General features: G+C 40.0%; 16 protein-coding genes. 8 read left to right on the top strand and 8 right to left on the bottom strand.

What is annotated here, in order from left to right; translation table 11 throughout:
- Position 1: 1 nt before the first annotated feature.
- Positions 2-3,163 (bottom strand): SusC/RagA family TonB-linked outer membrane protein, encoded by a 3,162-nt coding sequence (locus RDN93_RS01935; RefSeq protein ID WP_308743982.1) that lies wholly within the window; start codon positions 3,161-3,163, stop codon positions 2-4.
- A 345-nt stretch (positions 3,164-3,508) separates the two neighbouring features.
- Between RDN93_RS01935 and RDN93_RS01930 the strand changes: the two genes are divergently transcribed.
- From RDN93_RS01930 to RDN93_RS01900, 7 genes are all read left to right on the top strand, one after another.
- A complete protein-coding gene (locus RDN93_RS01930; protein WP_308743981.1) occupies positions 3,509-5,623 on the top strand; it encodes a right-handed parallel beta-helix repeat-containing protein in 2,115 nt (704 codons plus the stop codon).
- 85 nt (positions 5,624-5,708) lie between these two features.
- Positions 5,709-7,379 carry a hypothetical protein gene (locus RDN93_RS01925; protein ID WP_308743980.1) on the top strand — a complete coding sequence of 557 codons (1,671 nt, stop codon included), beginning with the start codon at positions 5,709-5,711 and terminating at the stop codon, positions 7,377-7,379.
- A gap of 14 nt (positions 7,380-7,393) precedes the next feature.
- Positions 7,394-8,170 (top strand): DUF5040 domain-containing protein, encoded by a 777-nt coding sequence (locus RDN93_RS01920; RefSeq protein WP_308743979.1) that lies wholly within the window; start codon positions 7,394-7,396, stop codon positions 8,168-8,170.
- Positions 8,171-8,172: 2 nt separating this feature from the next.
- On the top strand, positions 8,173-9,558 hold the full coding sequence (locus tag RDN93_RS01915; RefSeq protein WP_308743978.1) for an alpha-L-fucosidase: 1,386 nt from the start codon (positions 8,173-8,175) through the stop codon (positions 9,556-9,558).
- 316 nt (positions 9,559-9,874) lie between these two features.
- Complete coding sequence (locus tag RDN93_RS01910; RefSeq protein ID WP_308743977.1) at positions 9,875-10,291, top strand: DUF3788 domain-containing protein; 417 nt, start codon at positions 9,875-9,877, stop codon at positions 10,289-10,291.
- Positions 10,292-11,425: a GyrI-like domain-containing protein gene (locus tag RDN93_RS01905; protein ID WP_308743976.1), complete on the top strand. Its 1,134-nt coding sequence runs from the start codon at positions 10,292-10,294 to the stop codon at positions 11,423-11,425.
- Between the two features lie 32 nt (positions 11,426-11,457).
- A complete protein-coding gene (locus tag RDN93_RS01900; protein ID WP_279122534.1) occupies positions 11,458-11,928 on the top strand; it encodes a GyrI-like domain-containing protein in 471 nt (156 codons plus the stop codon).
- 97 nt (positions 11,929-12,025) lie between these two features.
- Here RDN93_RS01900 and RDN93_RS01895 read toward each other — a convergent pair whose 3' ends face one another.
- The 3 genes from RDN93_RS01895 to RDN93_RS01885 are packed head-to-tail and all read right to left on the bottom strand — an operon-like array spanning position 12,026 to position 16,484.
- A complete protein-coding gene (locus tag RDN93_RS01895; protein ID WP_308743975.1) occupies positions 12,026-12,904 on the bottom strand; it encodes an MBL fold metallo-hydrolase in 879 nt (292 codons plus the stop codon).
- Positions 12,905-12,956: 52 nt separating this feature from the next.
- A complete protein-coding gene (locus RDN93_RS01890; RefSeq protein ID WP_308743974.1) occupies positions 12,957-14,522 on the bottom strand; it encodes a DUF3857 domain-containing protein in 1,566 nt (521 codons plus the stop codon).
- A 6-nt stretch (positions 14,523-14,528) separates the two neighbouring features.
- Positions 14,529-16,484, bottom strand: a complete 1,956-nt coding sequence (locus RDN93_RS01885) for a DUF3857 domain-containing protein (RefSeq protein WP_308743973.1) — start codon at positions 16,482-16,484, stop codon at positions 14,529-14,531.
- A gap of 177 nt (positions 16,485-16,661) precedes the next feature.
- Here RDN93_RS01885 and RDN93_RS01880 point away from each other — a divergent pair, with 177 nt between their 5' ends.
- Positions 16,662-16,880, top strand: a complete 219-nt coding sequence (locus tag RDN93_RS01880; RefSeq protein WP_308743972.1) for a hypothetical protein — start codon at positions 16,662-16,664, stop codon at positions 16,878-16,880.
- Between the two features lie 149 nt (positions 16,881-17,029).
- Here the strand turns inward: RDN93_RS01880 and RDN93_RS01875 are convergent, their stop codons facing one another.
- The 4 genes from RDN93_RS01875 to ccsA all read right to left on the bottom strand — a co-directional run bounded on the left by RDN93_RS01875 (position 17,030) and on the right by ccsA (position 22,648).
- Complete coding sequence (locus RDN93_RS01875; protein ID WP_308743971.1) at positions 17,030-18,409, bottom strand: MATE family efflux transporter; 1,380 nt, start codon at positions 18,407-18,409, stop codon at positions 17,030-17,032.
- 82 nt (positions 18,410-18,491) lie between these two features.
- Complete coding sequence (locus RDN93_RS01870; protein ID WP_308743970.1) at positions 18,492-19,118, bottom strand: CatB-related O-acetyltransferase; 627 nt, start codon at positions 19,116-19,118, stop codon at positions 18,492-18,494.
- Positions 19,119-19,324: 206 nt separating this feature from the next.
- Positions 19,325-20,209, bottom strand: coding sequence for a hypothetical protein (locus RDN93_RS01865; RefSeq protein ID WP_308743969.1), 885 nt, complete (start codon positions 20,207-20,209; stop codon positions 19,325-19,327).
- A 21-nt stretch (positions 20,210-20,230) separates the two neighbouring features.
- Positions 20,231-22,648 (bottom strand): cytochrome c biogenesis protein CcsA, encoded by a 2,418-nt coding sequence (gene ccsA, locus RDN93_RS01860; RefSeq protein WP_308743968.1) that lies wholly within the window; start codon positions 22,646-22,648, stop codon positions 20,231-20,233.
- Positions 22,649-22,657 lie beyond the last annotated feature (9 nt).

Raw genomic sequence — 22,657 nt, 5'->3', positions numbered from 1 at the left:
ATTAAAATTTAAAGTTAATACCTGCGGAGAATATACGGGTCTGCGGCATTTCACTACCGGAGAATACAGCTCCCTGCGCATTGGCACCTGTTTGGTTCTTTACTCTTACTTCAGGGTCATAGCCGTTAAATGAAGTAATGGTGAAAAGGTTGACAGCTGAGACATACACTCTTAAAGCATCAATATTTATTTTCGAGCAGATTCTTTGTGGAAGTGTATATCCTAAAGTCAAATTACGCAAACGTAAATAAGCACTTTTCTCCAGATACTTGGTGTGACCGGCATCATGTTTTATATAAGTTACATTTTGCTTGTCATTTCCATTGTCATCATAATTATATTTATCTTGCCAACGAAGTTGCGGATACTCTGCAATATCTCCCGGTTTCTTCCATGAGTTCTCATAAATATCAGCAGTCACATTATTACGTCCATCTCCTACAAATGATTTTGTATATCTATGATAATTAAAGGTATAACTACCTAATGAGAGATAGAACATAAATGATAAATCGAATGCCTTATATTTAAAGTTATTTGTCCAGCCCATATAAACTTTCGGAAGAGCCGTTTTACCTTCTTGAATTATACGGTGTTTATTTACGTTTGATTGAGTAGCGGGAATCAATCTTCCGGTTTTCACTGTCTCACCGGTCTTATTGTAACGGTCAAGATCTATTTCATAAATCATGCCGATACCTTTCTCCGGATCAACTCCTGCCCATTCAGCCATAAAATAAGTACCCAAAGCCAGATCTTTCTTCGTGATCGCTCCCGGACGTGTATTGATGATACCGGTCCCTTTTGCATCAACACTCGCATCAAGTGCTGTCACTTTATTCATATTTGTCGTCAAATTATAGTTCATGTTCCATTCAAAGTCTTTCTTGACCAAAGTAACATTAATGTCAAATTCAAATCCCTGATTATACATCGAACCAACATTTGCCCACATAGAATTATTGTCAGCATTACCGCCACTATTGGTGATACCGGCAGATGCGGGTAATTGCACACGCATCAACATGTCACTTGTCGTACGACGATAATAAGCAATAGAACCATTTACTTTATTATTGAACAGCGCATAATCAAGTCCCAAGTCAATACTTTTGTTTTTCTCCCATTTAGCTGCTTTATTAGCGATATTCCATAAGAACATATTCTGCATATTATTGTAATATTGCTTGCTCTTTATACTATACGAATTCTTCGTCACTTCCGAAGGAATGTTCTGATTACCTGTTTCTCCATAGCTGCCACGTAACTTCAACAATGAAATAAAACCGGCATTACGCATAAAAGCCTCATCAGAAATAATCCAACCACCTGATACTGAATAGAAGTCTCCAAAACGGTTTTCTTTCACAAACTTAGATGATCCTTCGCGTACAAAAGATGCTCCAAGTAAATAACGTTGCTTGAACTTATAGTCGATACGGTTAAAGAAACTGAATGTGTAACTCTCACCACCTATATAAGCACTGTTATTCCCCAGCATTGTACCAATAATCTTGGGTTCCTGAAACTCACCACTCAAGTTCTTACCGGCAACAACAGCATTATCCGTATAACTCCTATTTGCTTCAATACCCGTTACAATATCCAGACCATGATCTGTCCATTCACGGTTATATTTGGCAAAAGCATGATATTGTTGGGACTTAGTCGTTTTCTTGCTTTTATTACCTTGGTTACCATCTACATTGCCAGTATTCGTAATCAAACCGGACAACCAATAATCACTTTGCGCCAATCCATACCCATAACTTGCATCTGCACGAACTGAGAGCCCTTTTATCCACTTCAGGTTAACATCCATATATAATGTTGTGCGGAAACTAAAATTCTCACCTGTACTCAACTGATAATCGTTGTCAAGAGTAGCTGTCGGATGACCATCCGCCATTTGTGGATTCCAATACCCTGTAGGGTCTTCCGGATCATACACTTTGCGCCACGGAAACTTATCAGAAACTACCGCCCATTTATTCGTCGTTTTTTTACGGTCGAACTTCAGAAAAGACTGAGTTCCCAAAGTCACAATTCCTTTCTTAAATTCACTATTCAAACGTGCGCTGGCCGCATTCATGCTTAGCCCTTTCAAACTGGACTCGTCAGAACGGTAATTAACAGACGCGTAAGTCGTTGAGTTCTCCCCCCCTTGATTCAAGGCCACGTTTATATCATGGAAATGTCCCATACGAGTCACCAAATCAACCCAATCCATATCCGTATTCATAGCTTCCTCACGAGTTATCGGAGAAGTCCAATTGGAATAATACGGTTCGATAATATCTTTCTGCGGGTCAAGCGGATTTAATCCCACATTAGCACGAGCCTCATCCATTATATCAAAGTATGTCTTCGTACTGGCCAGTCCTAAATCTGAATTAGTGATAGGAGTAATACCGCCTTCATAATGAACGTCGAATTTAAGTCCTCCTTTTTTTCCCTTCTTCGTTGTAACAATGATCACACCATTCGCACCGCGGGAACCATAAATTGCGGTTGCAGCAGCATCTTTCAATACTTCTATTGATTCAATATCATTGGAGTTCACCATCGTAGAACCTCCACCTACAATACCGTCAACCACCCAAAGCGGATCACTCCCCGATGCAATAGAACCGATACCGCGAATCTTTATCTGTGGAGTACTACCCGGCATACCGTCATTCACAACTTGTACACCGGAAGCCAGCCCCTGCAAAGAATTCTCAAAACGACCACCTTGCATCAGCGAAATTTCATCACTTTTAATTTTAGAAACAGACCCTATCATGTCACGGCGTTTCTTAGTTCCATAGGCAATCACCACCACATCATCAATCACCACAGAGTTTTCTGTCAATGTGACATCGATAACCCGACGTTTTCCCGGAACAATTTCCTGATTATCAAACCCCATATAACTAAATCGAAGAGGAGAAGAGTCTTTCTGAACAACAATACTATACCGACCATTCATATCAGTAACAGTACCATTCGTTGTACCTTGTTCTAAGACCGAAACGCCTACAAGAGGCTCTCCTTTGGGATCAACGACCTTACCAGTAATTGTTGCATTCTGTCCCCAAACAGACAATGTCGGTAAAATAAGTCCAATCATCAGCACCAACAGGAACCGAGATCGTAATCCAATGCGTGTAAATGAATTCATAATAATTAAAAATTTAATAAAGGTTACTTAGTGTTGTTTAACTACGGATGCAAAATTAGGCATTAGACAGCACGGCAATTAATACTCATGCTTCAAAATATATGAGAATAACATCTTCATAACAACACTGGTTACATTTATATAACACATGTTACATGATACGCAAATTCGAATGATTTATGTCAGTCTCAACCGTCATGTTTTTCATATTTTCTGCAATGATATAAAATACTTCGAATAACTCATGAAACAAATCTCATATATTTTGAAATGCCATTATTAAAAAGATTAGCTAAATCACGGTACTTTTGCACTTGTTCTATTTTCAACAATCAATATAATACAATGAAACATTTACTGATCTTATTATTAGCCTGTACGTTTTCCTTTCCCAGCCGGGGGCAAAGTATTATCCAGCTTTCCCCACTCCAAGGAGAGAGGGGCATACAAGCAGCCATCGAAAAAGCATCTATGAACGGAAACTCCATTTTACTTCATGACGGAGACTATATCCTTCATAAAAGCATAGATATAAAAAACTGTAAGAAAGGGATAATAATAAAAGGTAAAAATCCGGGAAAGGTACAGTTGCGATGTGATAAACCCTTGAAAGGAAAACTGAGACCTGTCAAAGATACTCAAACCAAAAATAGAGTTCACCCGAATGCTCAAGGTAATATTATGGAGATAGACTTATCGGAAATAGGTATCAATGTTCCGTTTTTTCCCGATTTAATGAAAGAGCGGAAGAACTTTCCACAACTCATTTACAACAATGAGCTACTCCCTCTTTCGCGTTACCCCAACAAAGGTTATCTATATATGAAAAGGGTATTGGACAATTTCGGAACAAACGAACAGGGAGGTACTTTTGAATATAGTGATCCGGAACACGGCAAATGGGTGAATGCCGTCAAAAACGGTCTATGGTTTACAGGATACTGGCGTATCCCCTGGCAGGCCTGGACTGTACGTATAAAGGAAATAGACCCGAACAAACAAACTGTCACTCACAGCGTAGGGATAGAAACAAAGGCAGGAAAAGATGTAGGCATATTTGGCGGCATCGGTTCCAAATATCATCGTCCGTACGGTTCGGGAAAAGAAGAATATTATGTAGAGAACCTTCTCGAAGAAATAGATCAGCCGGGAGAATGGTGCATTGATTTTACAACTCAAAAATTATATCTTTTCCCTCCCGAACATTTCGATGAAAACTTATTGAGTATTGTATCAGACACTACCCCATTGATTAACATTATAAATTCAAATCATATAAAAATAGAAAATATCTCCTTCAAAAATCATTTAGGCGATGGCGTTATCATAAAAAATGCCACAGAATGTCTGATTGCCGGATGTAACTTCAAAAATATATTAGGAGACGCATTAATCATTCAGGGAGGAAAACAAAATAGAATACAAAGCAACAACTTTGAATATATCGGTCGCACCTGTATTGAGGTATCAGGAGGTGACCGAAAAAATCTGATTGCTTGCAAACACTTAATAGAGAACAATTATTTTACCCGTTTTGGTGAAATACAGCGCAGTTATGCTCCTGCTGTAAAACTGGGAGTCTTTACTACAGGAATCGGCATAAAAGAAGGCAATGCAGTGGGAATTAGCGTCCGGCACAATATGGTACACAACGCTCCCCATGCAGCCTTTATCTATGGAGGAAACAACAATATCCTAGAATATAATGAAGTGTTCGACATAGCTCAGGTCACAGGTGATGTCGGAGCCTTTTATAGTCGTTGGGACTGGACTTCACGAGGCAACGTCTTACGCCACAATTTTATTCATCATTCACCACGAGCTAATGCATTGTATGCAGATGATGGACATGCGGGGGACTCAATTTATAAAAACATAGTCCATCAAGTCGTTTCCGGTACCATTATAGGTGGAGGCCACTGCAATCACGTTCACGATAATCTATATTTTGATTGTAGTGCAGCAGGCATAAGTATTGATGCCCGTGGAAAAAAACGAAATTATAATGCACAAAATCCTGAATTCACCCATTTGTTCGATGTTTTCCGTATTAACAAAGGCAACTGGGACAACATCTACCCAGGTATAAGTACATTTTTACAGACCGACCATCTGGAATTACCCATTAATAACAGCATAGCAGATAACACATTTATCAACTGCCGTTGCGGATTACGAAAAGAAGGGAAAGATGAAGATTTTCAATATTCATACTTCGGCAGTAATACAGACTTGGTTATTCCCAACTTAAATTTCCGAGAAATATCTATTCTAAAAAGCCTGAAAAATATTCCGGGAGTTAGCTCTATAACAGAATACCAATTAGAGAAATGCGGACTATATATAGATAAATATCGCACTTCCTTACCGGATAGAGTACAATTAATCAATTCTATAAAACAACAACAAAAGGGTTTTGATTCTATCGAAGATCAACAAGTTACTAATAACAATCAATAATATTATCATGAGAAAACACCTATTTCCAGTCCTTTTGCTAGCGAACACACTGTGGAGTTGCCTGTTTGCTCAAACTCCTATTGTTATGGATATGGTTCATCATAATCCGGGTGAACCTTTTACAAATACATGGTTCAATGAACCTGGGAATTTAGTGCAATATGGTTTTAACGCGCAAGTAGTTAATGAATTTCAATCTGTACATACAGCCATAACATATAGCAGTTTAGACCCAAGAATATGTCCTGCCGGTTCTAAAGAGTGTCTATGGATCGATTCTGTTGCCACCCGCATAGAAAACAAGATTGAAGCTATCCATAAAGCCGGATTGGAAGCATATTACTTTACTGATATCATCGTACTTCCCAAACGCCTGGTGGAAATTTATAAAAATGAAATTTGTGACGCGACAGGACGAATTGACTTCACTCGCCCCAAAACACAAGAGATACACCGAATCATGCTTCAAGAAATATTTAAACGTTTCCCGAAACTTGACGGTCTGGTTATTCGCGTAGGAGAAACTTACTTGCAAAATACTCCTTACCACACTGGCAATGGTCCCATACCCAGAAACGAAAAATCATGGGAACATAATTCTACATATAAAACCGATGGAGGAGAAAAAATACACAGTAACCTAATAAATCTGCTGAGAGAAGAAGTGTGCATACGCCAAAATAAAAAAATCTTCTACCGTACATGGGATTTCGGCTACTTCCATATCAATCCCCAATATTACCTTTCCGTAACAAACAACGTTGAACCTCACCCCAATCTATATCTATGCATAAAACACGTACAGGGGGATTATCACCGAACGTATAAATTCAACCCTACATTAGGAATAGGTAAGCACAAACAAATTGTAGAAATTGAATGTCAACGCGAATATGAAGGCAAAGGAGCATACCCGAACTATATTGCAGACGGTGTACTTAATGGATTTGAAGAATTAAAATCAGACTCCCAGCCTTACTGTTTGAACCAGTTAAAATCAAATCCCAATTTTGCTGGTATTTGGACATGGTCAAGAGGAGGAGGCTGGAGAGGTCCCTATATCAAAAATGAATTATGGTGCGACATAAACGTTGCAATATTGGCCAATTGGGCAAACCAGATGTCGTTACCGGAAAAGGAATTATTTAAGAAATATGCCATGGTCAACGGATTCAAAGGAAAAGACATCGAACGTTTTCATCGTCTTTCTCTTTTGTCTGCTGACGCGATTGTCAGAGGAAGAGCTTCTTTAATTCTCCCCATCAATGTATGGTGGACGAGAGATCAATTCATCGGAGGAGAGAAAGAATTGAGACAGAATCTCAAAACTATTATAGAACAAGGACTAACTCATAAAATCATACTAGAAAAAGCCCAAAGTGTTGCTATCTGGAAAGAGATTGTAGCATTAGCCGACAAAATACAAACAGGCAATCCGGAACTAAAGCGTTACTTACAAACTTCCGCCAAATACGGATTACTTTTATATTCAATCTATGAACAGGGTTGGATTATCATGCTCAAAGGCTACGAAGGAGATATAAACGGCCAATATGACACAAAAAGTATTCGTAAAGCCATCGATAATTATGACCGGTTATGGAAAGAATACAAACTATTCGGAGAGACTCATCCAGATTGTGCCACACTTTATGAGCCTTATAGTTTTGACTTTAACAAACCTCCATTGTATCACGATTTAAAACAAGGACTAAATCCTACTGTAGATAAATACAGAATTATAGATAAACCATAAAAAAACAAGAAAATATGAAGAAGACATTTCTAACCGTGCTGTTATTCTATATTTTCACAGGAATAGTAGCAGCACAAAACCTGTCAAAAACAACAGAATACAATATCTTATTGACAGGAGCCTCATTCGCTTCTCCGCAAAACGGTTGGTTCGAAATAGGTTGTCGCAAACTGAATGCCGAAGCCATTAACCGATCCATAGGCGGAGAAGCCATAGCCAATACAGCTAACCGAATGGTCAATGGCACCCTCTACTCCAAAGAAGAGCTGGAAGAAATTGATGCATTAGTCATTATGCAAGTACATAATAAAGATGTTTATGAAGAACTTCAACTGAAAGATAAATACACGGATTATGAAGTACCATTTGATCGCAGCAATTACGCGGCAGCCTATGATTATGTCATCAAACGTTACCTCACGGAATGCTATGAATTACGTAATGATACTACATCCAAATACTATAATACTCCTTATGGTAAACCTGCAATTATTGTATTATGTACACACTGGCATGATTGTCGCACCGTTTATAATGAAAGTATCAGAAAGCTCGCCGCTAAATGGGGAGTTCCTTTAATTGAATTTGATAAATATATCGGATTCTCAAAAAATGTATTACATCCTGTCACTGGAAAACCTTTCAGCCAATTATATTCCACGGATATTCAGGTTACAGAAGGCATAGCTTATGGACATCATCCCATACGGGGCGAACAATCATATATGCAGCAACGAATGGCAGCTATTTTTGTAGATTTGATGACCAAAATTTTACCTATAAAGTACTAAGTATGAAAAGAACTATTATATATACCCTCTTTCTCCTATCTTTCGTTTGTCAACAGACGAATGCGACACATATTGTTCAAAATCAATATAATTCCTCATTAAACCAATCGGAACGTATGTCTTGGTGGACACATGACAGGTTTGGTCTGTTTATCCACTGGGGACTTTACGCTATGCCTGCTCGCCACGAATGGGTAAAAAGCAGAGAAAAAATGTCCGATGAACATTACAACCGCTACAAAAACTTATTTAATCCCGATTTGTATAATCCGGAAGAATGGGCGTATATGGCAAAAGTAGCCGGAGTTAAATATATGGTTTTCACGACTAAGCATCATGATGGTTTTTGTATGTGGGACAGTAAATATACGGACTATAAAATAACCAATACACCTTATAAAAAGGATATCCTAAAGCCGTTAGTTAATGCTTTTCGTAACGAAGGCATACGTATAGGATTTTATTATTCGTTATTGGATTGGCATCATCCCGATTTCACCATTGACCGTAACCACCCCAAAATGCCACAAAACCCCGAACTCTTGAAAGAATTAAACAAGAACCGTAATATGGCAAAATACAGGGAATATATGAAAAACCAATTAACCGAATTGCTCACTGAATTTGGACAAATTGATGAACTTTTCATGGATTATACGTATGCTGAAGGAGAAAATGGAAAGAATAGTAAAGACTGGGATGCAGAAGGTATTGTTAAATTAGCACGAAAATTGCAACCACAGATTATTATAAACAACCGCCTTGGACTAACAGAGAATAACCAAGGCTGGGATTACATCACTCCAGAACAATTCATGCCACAACAGTGGCCCACAGTAAACAGCCAACGAGTTCCTTGGGAAACCTGTCAAACATTCTCCGGTTCATGGGGTTACCATCGTGATGAATACAGTTGGAAAAGTGTACATCAACTAATTGTTATGTTAACCGAAACTGTCAGTAAAGGTGGAAATCTATTACTAAACGTTGGTCCAACAGCAAGAGGTGTTTTTGACGAACGTGCTATAGAACGTTTAAACGGCCTGGCACATTGGATGCGTTTTCATAGTAGCGCCATTTATGGATGTACCGCCGCACCAACTGAATATGCTTGTCCCAACAATTGTATTCTCACATATAACCCCAATACTAACCGACTGTATATACACGTGTTAGAATGGCCATTCAAATCCTTATATCTAAAACAATATAAAGGAAAAATCAAATATGCTCAATTATTGAATGACAATTCAGAACTAAAATTTCGGACTGAAACCAAAAAAGGAAGCCATATGACCGAAAACACAGGAGCTGACGATGTTATCATCACTTTACCTGTAGAACGCCCAAATGTCGAGTTACCGGTTATAGAACTTATATTGGAGTAATCAATAGCACTGGAAAATTAATTATTACTGCATCAAGCAAACATATGCATACTTTTTTATTTTTAATGATGCATCTATTTATAGACGAATTTGGCATGCGCCATTTATCAAATACATGATTATTGATTATGGCAACAAGCTAGTCAAGATATACAAGGACGCAAAGTATAAAGAGTATGATGGCGGTTTATCCATTCAGCATTATGCAATAACCTGATAAATGAAATCACACGAAAGACAGCTATATTGGACAACCATCTATCGAAAAATCAGTCTATCTTTGTGATATTGATAATTAAAAGTAAATATAGATGCCATGAAAGAGACTTTGCAGATTCCCACTCCCGAAATGCTGGAAAACCTGATAGGTAAAGAACTTTATAATGTATGGACTTCGCTTTGCCAACTCATTGAACAGAAGTACAATATGGAACAATTGCAGAATCATGGCGGAAAAGCCTGGAAGTACGAATATAAATATCGCAGAGGTGGGAAAACGCTTTGCGCCCTATATGCCAGAGAGCAGACTTTCGGTTTCATGGTCATTTTAGGCAAAGACGAACGTGCCAGGTTTGAATCACAACGAGAAGTTTTCTCCAACGAGACACTGAAGGTATATGATGAGACGACTACTTTTCATGATGGGAAGTGGCTTATGTTCGAACTAAAAGATACCAGTTTATTCAGTGATATGGAACAGCTTCTGTCTATCAAACGAAAACCAAACCGATAAATGATTGAATCAGAAATAAACAAGAAGTATTGTCAAAGTTGCGGGATGCCTTTACGATTTGATGTAGAGAAATACCTGGGTACCAACTCCGATGGTTCGCAAAGTGATGAATACTGCTATTATTGCCTGAAAGACGGAAAGTATATTGTCGATATTCCGATGTCGGAAATGATTAATATTTGGATAAAATACACTGACAAGTACAATGAGTATGCAGACACCATGTACTCACCGGAAGAATTGAGAACTATACTTAACGGACGATTACCCAAACTGAAGCGATGGAAACAGAAATTGGAAACCAGCAACATTCATCATCAAAAGATTCAGAATATTATTGTTCATATCAATAATCATTTATTCGATTCTTTGGATACGGACAGGCTTAGTGACATGAGCGGACTTTCCAAATATCACTTCAGAAGGGTATTTCAGGCTGTTACCGGAGAGAATATAGGAATCTATATACAGCGGTTGCGCCTTGAACATATAGCACATCTGTTGGTATCTACCGATTTTACACTCAATCAGATATTGGAGCAGACAAGTTATCAGACCAAGTTTAGTCTAGCAAAAGCCTTCAAGAAGCATTTCGGAATACCGGCATCTCAATATAGAGAAAAATATAAGCCGATGTATGACGAACAGCACACGTCTCTCACTCCTGAAATTTGGTCAATTCAGCCAATGGAGATATTCTATATTGAAGTCGGTGAGAAGTATAAGGACGAGCTGCGATATAAACTTATATGGAACAGGCTTATAAATTATGCCAAGCGGTATAATGAAGGTAAGTCCGATTACAAATTCGTAAGCGTCAGTATGGACGACCCGTCCATCACACCTGAGGAAAAATGCCGCTTCTATCTCGGAGTAACGATAGATAATAAGAAAGTAGATAACTCTCAACCGGGAGTGATGGAAATTCCCGGTGGTCGCTATGCGATATTCAGGCATACAGGAGATTATTCTTTATTACACAGATTCTACCGGAGAATTTATGAAGAATGGTTTCCGAAAAGTAAGTATCGTCCTCAAAGTACCTTTAGTTTTGAGATGTATATGAATCATCCTGCTTCCACTCCTGAAACGGAACTGGTTACCGATATTTATATTCCGGTAGTAAAGAAATAATAGATTACCAACACTTTAAGAAACAATGTATTATGGGAAAGATTTCAGAAATTATGCTGTTGAAACAACCACAGCAACCTGCCTTGGCTGTTGAAGTACAAACTGATATGAGCGGAATGTCGAAAGCTATCGGAGAGAACTTTGTAAATATAGACTCTTTATTCAAAAAACAAGGAGAAGTTACAACAGATATCCCTTACGTTGAATATCCTGACTTTGAAAGTTTGACTGAACAGAATATCAGAATGATTATCGGTCTTAAATCACCCAAAGAATTACAAGGTAAAGAGGATATACAATCTATAATAATACCGGAAAGAAAAATAGTTTCCTGTCTGCATAGAGGAACTTACGCTGAACTGGCTACCCTGTACAATGAAATGATGGAATGGATAAAGTCCAATGGATACAAGGCTTCGGGGACATCTATAGAGTATTATTATACCGGTCCTGATGTACCCGAAGAGGAACAAGTGACAAGAGTAGAAATGCCACTGTTGTAAATGTTCCCTTAATCCTTCCTTCAACAATGAAGCGGAGACTATTTCTTCATAATATCCGCTTTCATTTCCTTCAACATTTTCTCTATTGCATATCTATTCAGATACTTTCCCAAAGAAGTTTATTCTCCCGGCAGTAGAACGTCAATTTACCACCATCTTTCAGCCAAGAAAGATAGGAACGGACTGTACTTCCCACTAATACATATTGCTCGATAGTCATCGTCAGATTATATTTCTCAAAAACCTTTTGAAGAATACTATCACCGTCCAACGGCTTTTTACAAATTTCCAGCAATCCGTCAGCTATTTCGTACACTTTAGCCCGGTTGAGGGCAACAAGTCCCCTAATATCTGAAGTAACTTCCGCATGCGCCGGAACAAACACATCCGCTTGCATATTCTCCACCTTATCCAATGTTTCGAGATATCGGGCAACATCATAAATAAACGAAACCTGATACTTCTCCAATGTAGCTTGGCTACTAATGCAATCAGCTAGAAAAACCGTATTGTCGGGAGTACGTAACCCTATCATATCAAAAAAATGTCCCGGAAGAGGCATAACTTCCAGTTCTTCAGGAAATTCATTATCCGTTAGTTCCACCGCCCTACTTTCTTTAGCAAGCAAGAACTTACTTCTTAACTCTTTACATGGATAACCGCCATATAGGAAAGAAGGCTCCAAGACAGGATAATTAGTAAATGCAGTTTCAATGCCGTTCGTAAAAATCGGACAACCCGTCTGTTGTTGCAGATAGTGATTGCCGCCAATATGGTCAGCATTAGAGTGCGTGTTAATGATAGCTTTGATTTCCCAGTTATTTTGAGCTGCAAGCTTCAAAACTTTCTTACCTGCTTCTTTATCATTGCCGCTATCTATCAAGTATATATCTTTATCATTTTGCTTATATACTCCTATTTTCGCAGGACAATTTATATAATAGCTCTGCTTTCCGATTTGCTCCAGTTCGTACATAAATAAACAGGTATAAATGTTTAACCTACATTTTTTATTTCACTCCATAATACTACTTTGCAACTTGAAAGAGTAAAGTACTTTTATCAGCATCCATCCATTCCGACATCAAGCAATAGTATGCCGGATATTCTGCCGGAGTTATTAATTGCTTTTTCAGTTTTAAGGTACGGACAATTTCTATTTCATCTGTCGTTTTTTTCACTGTAACTTCTATGCTACCGACAGGATTCTCAATCTTTTTATCAGTCGGCAACACTATCGGCTTCATCCCGTCAGTTACTTTCACAATACAAGTATAAGTTTCATCGGGCAAGTATCGCAATAGCAGATTAACCGGACGAGTTGTATTCATAGCTGTTGAACGTCCTTCATAAGCAGTCCAGCCGTTCCGCGCCTGTGGCAGTTCGAATCTCCGGTAACCTGCTTCCAAAGCTTTTCCGGCTTTTGCAGTCACTCTCAATGTATCAGTTTGCGAAATAACATGGGAAACCGTTTCTAAGACTACCGGTTGGGCATCCATGTTGACAACAGAAACAAAATCCTGTATATCAGCAACTGCATTATCAGTAACAAACAGTTTGTTGACAGCGGCAAGTCCTGCTGCATCCTTATTCACTGTTTTAGGAAAAACAGCCTGAATTTCAGCCTGAATACCACTTGCTTGCTGCAAAGCAGCCAACAAAGCCGCTTTTTCCGCTTCCGTCCCATAAGCTGAACAAATCACTTCGGCAGCCGGACGCAAACGGTATCCGGTTTGCGACAATGACAAACGGCAGTTTCCTAATCCTTGTACGTAAGCAGTGAGTTGTTTCGTTTTTTGCTCCGGGCTTTGTGCGTTGGCAGTCAGTTTCTTTGCCAATTCCGAAACTTCCTTTCCGTTACTCTCGACTTGCTGTTTAATCACTTTCAAGGCATCGGCTCTTGAAACATAAGTAGAAGCCACAATAGCCTGCACATTACCTGCCGGCAAAGAAACGTCAAGCATATAAGGACGTGGTTGCACATTCTTCAATGTCCAGGTCACTGTTTTTACACCACCCGCAGTTTTCACTGCCGGAACAGCCTTTCCATTCAATAATTCATAATGCAAAGGCTTGTTTTCGGGTACTGATAATGAAAGCACATATTCTTTGATTGGAGAAAGTTCTTCCACTTGCTCGCACACGTCCAGTTCGGGTAAATAGCCCGGACGGGTAATAACAGAGTAATCCAGATAAATAGTAGCTCCCAACTCCAATCCGGTATGGACTACGACCATTTCTTTCAAACCATTATATGCCGGAGCATCGGCTGCCGCAGAAGGAAGTACTTCCACAAACGCATTTTCGGGTGTCTTTACAATATTGCCGTCTTTCTGACGGGTGTAGGATTCGTGAATCTTCAATTCCTGAAACTCCGGATTATAAACAATAAAACTTTCGCCATACAGGCGATTCATTGCTGCATGGGTAAATAGTGTCAGTTCCTTTTGTACACGCATCTCCTGACTACCGTCAGCGTGCAAGGTGTAAGTTTTGTGCAATTTCCCGAATTCGGCTTCGGATGCCGCTTTCACCGGAGCTACTATAAGCAGCAGTACTACCAGTGTAGTTATATAATAATGTATATTTTTCATTCTGCTCTACTTTTTAATCACTAAATATTCACCATATGCCTTGTGGGCATTCACTGCATTACGGAAACTATCCCAGTCGGAAGCCTCATAGACACGTTTCTTCAAAGCTAGTTTGTTGTGAAGCAACACTTTGTTTCCTTGCTGCGCCAATGAACCTTCAAAATCAGCTCCTGTGCCTTGCATGGTTTCATTCTTGTTGGCATTCGCCAGTTTGTATCCTGCCGGAAGCTGAATCGTTTCATCCAGTTCGACCAGACGCGAGCATCCATCTTTAAAACCATACTTACGCTCTTTCAGCGAAGTATCGATACGCAAGTAAGAACGCACCTGATTATAAAGGTTATTCATCACCAACGGACGGAAGAACATCTCCTTCTCTCCTTTTAATGCATAGTCAGGTATTTCATAACGGAAGGTGATTTTAATAGGTGCTGCCTGATAGTCTTTGGGATTCTTGCCATAGTCTACACTCAACAATTTGGATTTTGGAGATATAGCCAGGAGCTGGCTTTCCATTGTATTTCTCCATTCGCTCTGAAATCCGGTAGTAAAGATGCGGCGGATATTGCTGTCACTCTGCCCCTCGGCGGTAAGAGTGAAAGTGCCGCGCAGGGTACCGTCTGCATCCAGGCGGTTATCGGCTTTGATACGCACATAATGATTTTCGGGAGCTGAAACCGGAGTGATACACAAATCAGAACCTTCGGGTACACCCGGCAGATAGTTCTGCTGCTGTTCGGCACTGCTCCATAATTCGCGGCAGAAAGGAACCCAGGTAGGGTCGAGTGGCATATACGTTCCGTTACTTAGTTTCACTACTGCCACACAGTGATTAAAATGGTCGGCAGGAATACTCTCCACACGGCTGCCCGCCATTGTCATAGCCGGATAGGCTTCGAAACCTGCCATACGCAAGAAGGAAATCAGTGTGCCTGCTATGTCTTTACAAACCCCGCAACGGTCGGTATAATTCATTTTAGTATTGTGAAGTGTAAACCCCTCTCCTTTTCCCATGGATATGCCGGAATAACGGATATTATCTGCCACCCAATGAGTCAGCACGGCAATCTTTTCCATTTCGGTTTTCTTGCCTTTTATCAGTTCGTCCACTTTTTTCTGTGCTTCGGGCAGTGGGGCAAAACTATCATAATCTTCATTCACTTTATTGAACCACAAGGACTTGTCTTTCCATTGGGGAGTAGAAGACATCATCAGTTTGGGAGCCGCATCAAAAAGGTCTACCATATTCGGTTCTCTGACGAAAGGCATCACGTTATCCATTGTAAAAGTGTACACCTTGCTATTGTCTTCATAACGCATGGATGAAGCACATTCGCCCTGATAGAACTGGAATTGCAATTCTTTTTCCATGGGGACAGTCACTTTATAAACTTTACGCACGGTGGGGACATTGCTCCAAAAAGGAACAATATCATAGAATTGTCCGCGCATAGGCGGGATAAAACGTGAATCGTCTTCATCACCGGCTTCAAGCAACGCATAAGTAAAACCCTTCTTGGCTATCTCATAATCCACGATATCACCGGGGTGTAAAGCACCGATTTCGAGCATAATCTGTCTTGCTCCCCAATAAATAGCCCGGGCAGGAGCGGCATAATCACAGGTTTTCTTTACATCAAGTTCATCCACCTGCCCATTGGCACGGTAAACGGTTACACGTTTGAATTCGGCATAAGCGGTCAGAGGGTCATAATCGTATTTAATTACCCGGTTAGCTACTGCCCCTTTCGGAGTTTGCACTTTAATCACTTTGCACACAGCAAACGAGCCTTGTCCGGTAGGTTGGACAGATACCAGCGTGCTATCCAGTAATGTCACGCAATCGGATGTTTCATAAGTCTTTCCCTTCGCAGTATTTTCATAAGGTTTCCAGCTTTGAGCGAATGCCGTAGCCGAAGTAAGAAGGAAACAAGCTAATGTAACTGATAGTTGTTTTCTCATGTTTTTTACTTACATTTTATTTATAAGAACAAATGTAAGTAAAATCTTTGAGTATGCGAAGTTTATCTCCTATATTACTTGTTTTGTCATGAGTAATCAGGGCGTTCGTCGAATAATTCTATACCAGAGATTATTTAGACTTACCTTTGCGGTCAGAACAAAAATAAAATAGTAACTATGGAAGAGCAAATACTAATTTTCCGCACTTCAGTAAAAAATGTGCGGGATATAAAACATATCTCAGCGCTTTTCACCCTGTGTCCGCAAATCTACAAATGGAATGTAGACCTTGAGAACTGGGAGAAAATACTAAGAATAGAATGTCAGGGAATTACCCCGACTGAAATATCAAAAGCATTACGCGCAATCAACATTTATGCACAGAAGTTGGAGTAAAATAAAAAAGCATATTAGTAAATGCCGGAGTTTTTCTATTCTTTTCCATCAGTCATTGGTTATATTGATTTCCTGGCAGTTTAAATATTCCGTTTTTAAGAAAGGTCGTTTTTTCAGTTAGCAACAGTTCTCTCGAATCTTATCCGGTATTAATTTGCACGTAGAATATTCGTATTCCCTCGAATTTTTCCTAGAATCTTGGGGAACTGCCAAAAGAATAACAGAGTACAGCATATTGCTGCTGTCGCGTCGGATATAGCCTCAGCCGCATATACACCTGTCACTCCCATGAAATGCGGTAATATCAATGCTAGTGGAATCAATAGAATTGCCTTACGCAACAAAGCAATAAAAATAGAAATCCGAGCTTGTCCCAATGCTACAAACATATTCTGGCAGGCACGCTGTAATCCGAAAATAGTCATGCCGCCCAAGAACACAGGCATCGTCCAACGAACAGTCTCAATCAACCTTTCATCACTTGTAAAAGCGGAAGCTACCGTTGAAGGGAACAAAATCATGAAAAGCATTAATATCAGGTTGAAAGAGAACATAGTTATCAATACAATACGGAAACAGTCTTTGACTCGCTGCTTGTCACCATGTCCATAGTTATAGCTTATTATCGGGACAAATCCTTGCGCGAATCCGGTCAACGGTACACTGGCAAACTGCATCGCACTTTGCAGAATCGTCAATGCACTAATGTAGATGTCGCCGAATTCTTTCAAACTACTATTAAGTACAAAACCAACTAAGCTCTCCGTACTAGCCATAATGAATGGAGATACTCCTAAAGCCAATATAGCAAGTATTATTTTCCTGTCCAATTTCATATAACGCTTTTCCAAAGGCAAAGAGGCACGTTTGGAAAAAAGGAAAGTCAGTACCCACACAGCACTGCAAGCCTGCGAAAGCACCGTAGCCAAAGCTGCTCCTTTCACCCCCATATCAAACCAGAAGATGAAGATAGGGTCAAGAATTATATTCAATAAAGCACCGATGAGAACCGAAAACATGGCAATGGCAGGACGCCCCTGTGCATTAATAAAGCTGTTCAATCCTGTTGATATTTCTACAAATATGGTACCCAACAGATAAATGGAAAGATAATCCACAGCATATTCCAATGTGTTTTCCGAAGCTCCCGTAAGAAGGAGAATGGGTTCCATAAATGTATATGCTATAAAAGAAGTAAGCAGAGTGAATGCTATCAAAAGGACAAAACCATTTCCCAATATTTTGCCGGCACGCAAACGGTCCCCTTGTCCGAGTGCAATGGCAGCCAATGGCGCACCGCCACCGCCTACAATTGCTGAAAAAGAAGAAATCAGGATAATGAGGGAAGTAGTTACTCCTACACCCGCCAATGCATCGGTTCCGATACCCGGAATATGTCCGATATATACACGGTCGACAATACTATATAGCAAATTGACGAACTGCGCAGCTACTGCCGGAAGTGCCATCTTAAAAACAAGTGGCAACATACGTTCTGTTCCCAGCCGTTCCTCGTATTTATTTATCATTCCAAACTTCTTTTTCTAAAATCGGGTGCAAAGTTACAAGAAAAACAGGCTTTCCGGTTGAATACAGATAAATAAAAGTTGGCTATTTTTGCATTAATTCTTCAATCTTCCCACCCATTATATAAGGTAAACATTCGGATATCTTTTCAAAACTCCAATCCCACCATTGCAGTTCCTGTAATTTGGCAATCGTATCCGTATCGAAACGCTTCCGAATCTCTTTGGCGGGTGTTCCGCCTACTATCGTATAAGGGGGAACATCTTTCGTTACTACTGCCCGTGATGCGATAACTGCTCCATTTCCAATATGTACTCCTGCCATGATAACAGCTTCATAGCCTATCCAAACGTCATTGCCAATTACTATGTCACCTTTATTGTCCCAGGCGGAAGCAACCTCTTTTTTATCTAAATTCCATTCTTCAAAGAAGATAGGAAACGTATAATTGGATAAAGATTTTAATGTATGATTCGCACTGTTGAAAAGGAACTTTGCTCCGCAGGCAATGGAACAGAACTTTCCTATTATCAACCGGTCTTTGTTGATGGGATAATGATATAAAACATTGTTCTTCTCAAAAAGAACCGGGTCATTCACAAAATCATTGTATATCGTATAATCACCTACAATAATAGCAGGATTCTTTATTACTGTATTCAGATAGATAGTCTGAAAATCATTGGTACGGGGATATATTTTCGTATTCATTGTGTGATAGCTTCTTTAATAGGATTTCCAAAATAGAATAATGAAATAACTTGTGACTTATGTGAAGTCACAAAAAGTTGGGACAACAGACTTTTCCATTGTTCACAATCCATATGGGCGAAGCTATTTACAGAGTTGCCATTTCATTGCGTCAGAAGAATAGGATTTATATCACCTGACAAATATACAAAATAAATTGTCAGATACTATTTTCTGATAGGACAAACAGAAGAAATCATACCGAATTTAACTCTATCATTCAGTTGCCATACTACTTTACCGTTTGAATCAATCTCTACCAATTGGGGATGTTTACCCTTACCGGCTTCACGGTCATGCCCTTGCCAGTTGCAAATATAAAGTCCGCCTTTTTTCAAGGGAAAGAGTTGAGCTACAAAAAATAGTTGTACCCCGTCTATATCATTGGCATTTACCTGACGGATAATCTTGTTCGAGGTGGCATCCAGTTGAACGAAACAATGAGCATCCCCGCAAGCTACCAAATAGTCGCCATTCTTCAGGAAAGCAGTGGAGAAAGGAGTACCGGAGAGTTTTACAGTATTCAGCAGTTTACCGTCAGATGCAATTTCGCGTACTTCAGAAGTAGCAAATAAAGGAACGAGATAATTTCCCTTTTTATTCTTATTTATTTGACGGAACTGTGCATGGGGACGTTCGATACCTGTTTCAAATTCAGTTTTCGAAAGAATTTCCCCTTTTGGATTTACTTCTAAAATGGTAGACGGATGACCGCACCAAGCTATTAACGCATTACCGTCAGGCAATATGCGTGCAGTCTGCATCTCACACCCCGCAGGGGCAGCAATATTCCAAAGTTCCTGTCCGTCACGGGTTATCATTTTTGCTCCTTTGGAGTAGGAAAAGAGGATTTCTCCTGTTTTTGTAGCTGCTACCGAGTTACATTCCCATCCTTTTTCCAAAGGATACTCCCATACGATTTCTTTTGTTTCTTTATTTATAATGGCAATCTTGTTCCAACCGGAGCCACCCAACAACAAATGTTGGGGTGACTTACTCTGAACAATCGGTGACAGGCACAATAGAGTAAATAATAATATGAGATTCTTCATAGTATACATCATTACGTTCGATTAATTATTCTGTTTTTGTTTTCCCATAAAAGATAGGATTCCAAGCAATACCACCAGGAATACCGATGCTAAAAGATAGATAAATATACCGCCTACATGGTCGTTTTGACCATAAGAATGCATACCGCTCAAGAAATAATTCACTCCGAAGAATGTCATCAGCACGCTATAGAAAGCAATCACTGAAGAGAGATTGAACAGCCACAACTTGTTTCTGAACGGTATCAAATGAAGATGGGTGACAATAGCGTAAACGACCATTGTAATCAGCGCCCAAGTCTCTTTCGGGTCCCATCCCCAATAGCGTCCCCATGATTCATTTGCCCAAATAGCTCCCAGGAATGTTCCTATCGTCATCAAGGCAAGTCCAATCAGAAGAGACATTTCGTTTATGATGCTCAATTCTTTTATCCGTTGTATCAATACAGACTTTTTAAAACTCATCATCACCAAGTTGACCAATCCAAGCAGGCAACTGATACCGAAGAACCCGTACGCACCCACAATAACAGCTACATGAAACATCAGCCACGGTGATTTTAAGACTGGAACAAGCGGGTTTATCTGCGGATCCATCCAGTTCAGTCCCGACACAAACAAAATGACTCCGCCGAACAACGTAGCCAACGCAAAAGTCAGCAGACTGCGGTGTGCAAACAACAATCCGCCAAAAACCGTAGCCCAAGACACGTACACCATCGTTTCATACGAATTGCTCCATGGAGCGTATCCCGCGATATACCAACGCATACCCATTCCATATATATGGAAAAGAAAAACAACCAGAATAGCAGTAGATAGACTACAAACCACAAAACGCATCCATCTGACACGCTTGAATAAAGATACAAAAGCGGACACCAGCAACAAACCTCCAAGAATCAAATAGCCTTTCTTACACTGTCTAAACACATCCAGACGATTATATTGTATCTCCGCTTCCATTTTTCCGACAGTAACACCTGCTATCGTATTCTTTGCCTGTTGATAAGTGGAAATCATTTCTACTATTTCATCAGGTTTTGTCCAGTCTCCACTCTGCAGAGAAGTCTGCACTTCCTCCACATACCAAGTCACAATACGGGAAACAAACATGGAATCTTTCCCTGAAAACGCCGACAAGTCATCACCCGGAGCATACCATGTATGTTCCGGATCATCTTCTTTCGGGAAAAGGCTGATTAACTGCCAGTTTAACAACTGATGAAAGATATTTATTTGTTCATCGAACTTTATCAGTTCCTTATCAAAATGAGTCCGCATGGCAGACATCCTGCCATATGCTTGATCCAGTTTCTCCTGCAACTTATAATTTCCGCCGGCATCAAATACATCCATATAGGCACATTGTCCGGACGGCAGATTATAATAATCTCCCAACTCCTTACCGGGAACAGCAATAAAAGGTATATACCTCCAGAGTTCCGGCATTGTCAAGACACTAAGCAAAAACTGGTCCGAGTTTAAAGAATAAAAGGTATCGGACTTATGTAACTTCCGCAAGACTTCAGACGAAAAAGTATTGACAGGAAGCACACGCCCCCTTCCGGACTGAAGAGGCAATGCCCCGAAACGGGCAGCATGCCCGCTGTTAATGACACGCTTTAAAACCGTTTCTTTCATTTGTGCCGAAGTATCAGCGGCATGAACCGGCAAAAAGGAAAATGCCAACAACACAAGAAGAAGAGACGAACAACGTAATTCCTTTAACCGGCGGCTGAGTTGCATAAAACGTGAACGCTTATCTACAAAACACAGCAACAGACCGAGTAACAAAACAGCATATCCGGTATAAGTGACAGTTCGCCCTGCCACATCACGGTTGACAGAAAGTACCGTACCCTGTTCATCCTGGTCATAAGAAGCCTGAAAAAAACGGTAACCTTTCACATCCAGGACATTATTCATATACACTCGTTCCGAAATGACTTCCCCGTCCAGATGTACCAGCAACTCACTTTCATAAGCCGACGGACTGGACGAACCGGGATAACGGGTCAGAGTAAAGTTCATCAATTCCACACTGAAAGGTAGTGTACGGTAAATCACCCCATCGGCATGACGGACAGCAAAACGGTTGCTAGTCTCCCCCTCCCGCAAGTGAAGAAGCCCCTCTTCACCATAAAGATGAGAGACTAACGCTCCCAAAAGGATTAGATTGAAAGCACCATGAGTAACCAACATTCCCCACTTACGCCTTTTCAATGAATGTTGTCTGACAGCGACAGCCAGCCAGTTGACCACCAACAAAAACTGAAGAAAGAAAAACAAAGGAGAACAATACACCACCGACCTGGCAATCTCACTCCCCTGATACTTCTCAATAAAAGTAGCAGCAGCCAAACCTGCACCATATACAAGTAACAACACAATAGTGGTTGTTGGTGAGGAAACCAGTCTTTTCAGAGCAGCCTTCATTAGCACATT

Source organism: uncultured Bacteroides sp. (assembly GCF_902491285.1).
Lineage (GTDB): Bacteria > Bacteroidota > Bacteroidia > Bacteroidales > Bacteroidaceae > Bacteroides.
This window is presented reverse-complemented; position numbering and strand designations above follow the sequence as displayed.

What these genes read in the sequence shown, in the direction of transcription:
- RDN93_RS01935 (WP_308743982.1), bottom strand. Translation starts at nt 3,163, where the DNA reads ATGAATTCATTTACACGCATTGGATTACGATCTCGGTTCCTGTTGGTG.
- RDN93_RS01930 (WP_308743981.1), top strand. Translation starts at nt 3,509, where the DNA reads ATGAAACATTTACTGATCTTATTATTAGCCTGTACGTTTTCCTTTCCC.
- RDN93_RS01925 (WP_308743980.1), top strand. Translation starts at nt 5,709, where the DNA reads ATGGATATGGTTCATCATAATCCGGGTGAACCTTTTACAAATACATGG.
- RDN93_RS01920 (WP_308743979.1), top strand. Translation starts at nt 7,394, where the DNA reads ATGAAGAAGACATTTCTAACCGTGCTGTTATTCTATATTTTCACAGGA.
- RDN93_RS01915 (WP_308743978.1), top strand. Translation starts at nt 8,173, where the DNA reads ATGAAAAGAACTATTATATATACCCTCTTTCTCCTATCTTTCGTTTGT.
- RDN93_RS01910 (WP_308743977.1), top strand. Translation starts at nt 9,875, where the DNA reads ATGAAAGAGACTTTGCAGATTCCCACTCCCGAAATGCTGGAAAACCTG.
- RDN93_RS01905 (WP_308743976.1), top strand. Translation starts at nt 10,292, where the DNA reads ATGATTGAATCAGAAATAAACAAGAAGTATTGTCAAAGTTGCGGGATG.
- RDN93_RS01900 (WP_279122534.1), top strand. Translation starts at nt 11,458, where the DNA reads ATGGGAAAGATTTCAGAAATTATGCTGTTGAAACAACCACAGCAACCT.
- RDN93_RS01895 (WP_308743975.1), bottom strand. Translation starts at nt 12,904, where the DNA reads ATGTACGAACTGGAGCAAATCGGAAAGCAGAGCTATTATATAAATTGT.
- RDN93_RS01890 (WP_308743974.1), bottom strand. Translation starts at nt 14,522, where the DNA reads ATGAAAAATATACATTATTATATAACTACACTGGTAGTACTGCTGCTT.
- RDN93_RS01885 (WP_308743973.1), bottom strand. Translation starts at nt 16,484, where the DNA reads ATGAGAAAACAACTATCAGTTACATTAGCTTGTTTCCTTCTTACTTCG.
- RDN93_RS01880 (WP_308743972.1), top strand. Translation starts at nt 16,662, where the DNA reads ATGGAAGAGCAAATACTAATTTTCCGCACTTCAGTAAAAAATGTGCGG.
- RDN93_RS01875 (WP_308743971.1), bottom strand. Translation starts at nt 18,409, where the DNA reads ATGATAAATAAATACGAGGAACGGCTGGGAACAGAACGTATGTTGCCA.
- RDN93_RS01870 (WP_308743970.1), bottom strand. Translation starts at nt 19,118, where the DNA reads ATGAATACGAAAATATATCCCCGTACCAATGATTTTCAGACTATCTAT.
- RDN93_RS01865 (WP_308743969.1), bottom strand. Translation starts at nt 20,209, where the DNA reads ATGAAGAATCTCATATTATTATTTACTCTATTGTGCCTGTCACCGATT.
- ccsA (WP_308743968.1), bottom strand. Translation starts at nt 22,648, where the DNA reads ATGAAGGCTGCTCTGAAAAGACTGGTTTCCTCACCAACAACCACTATT.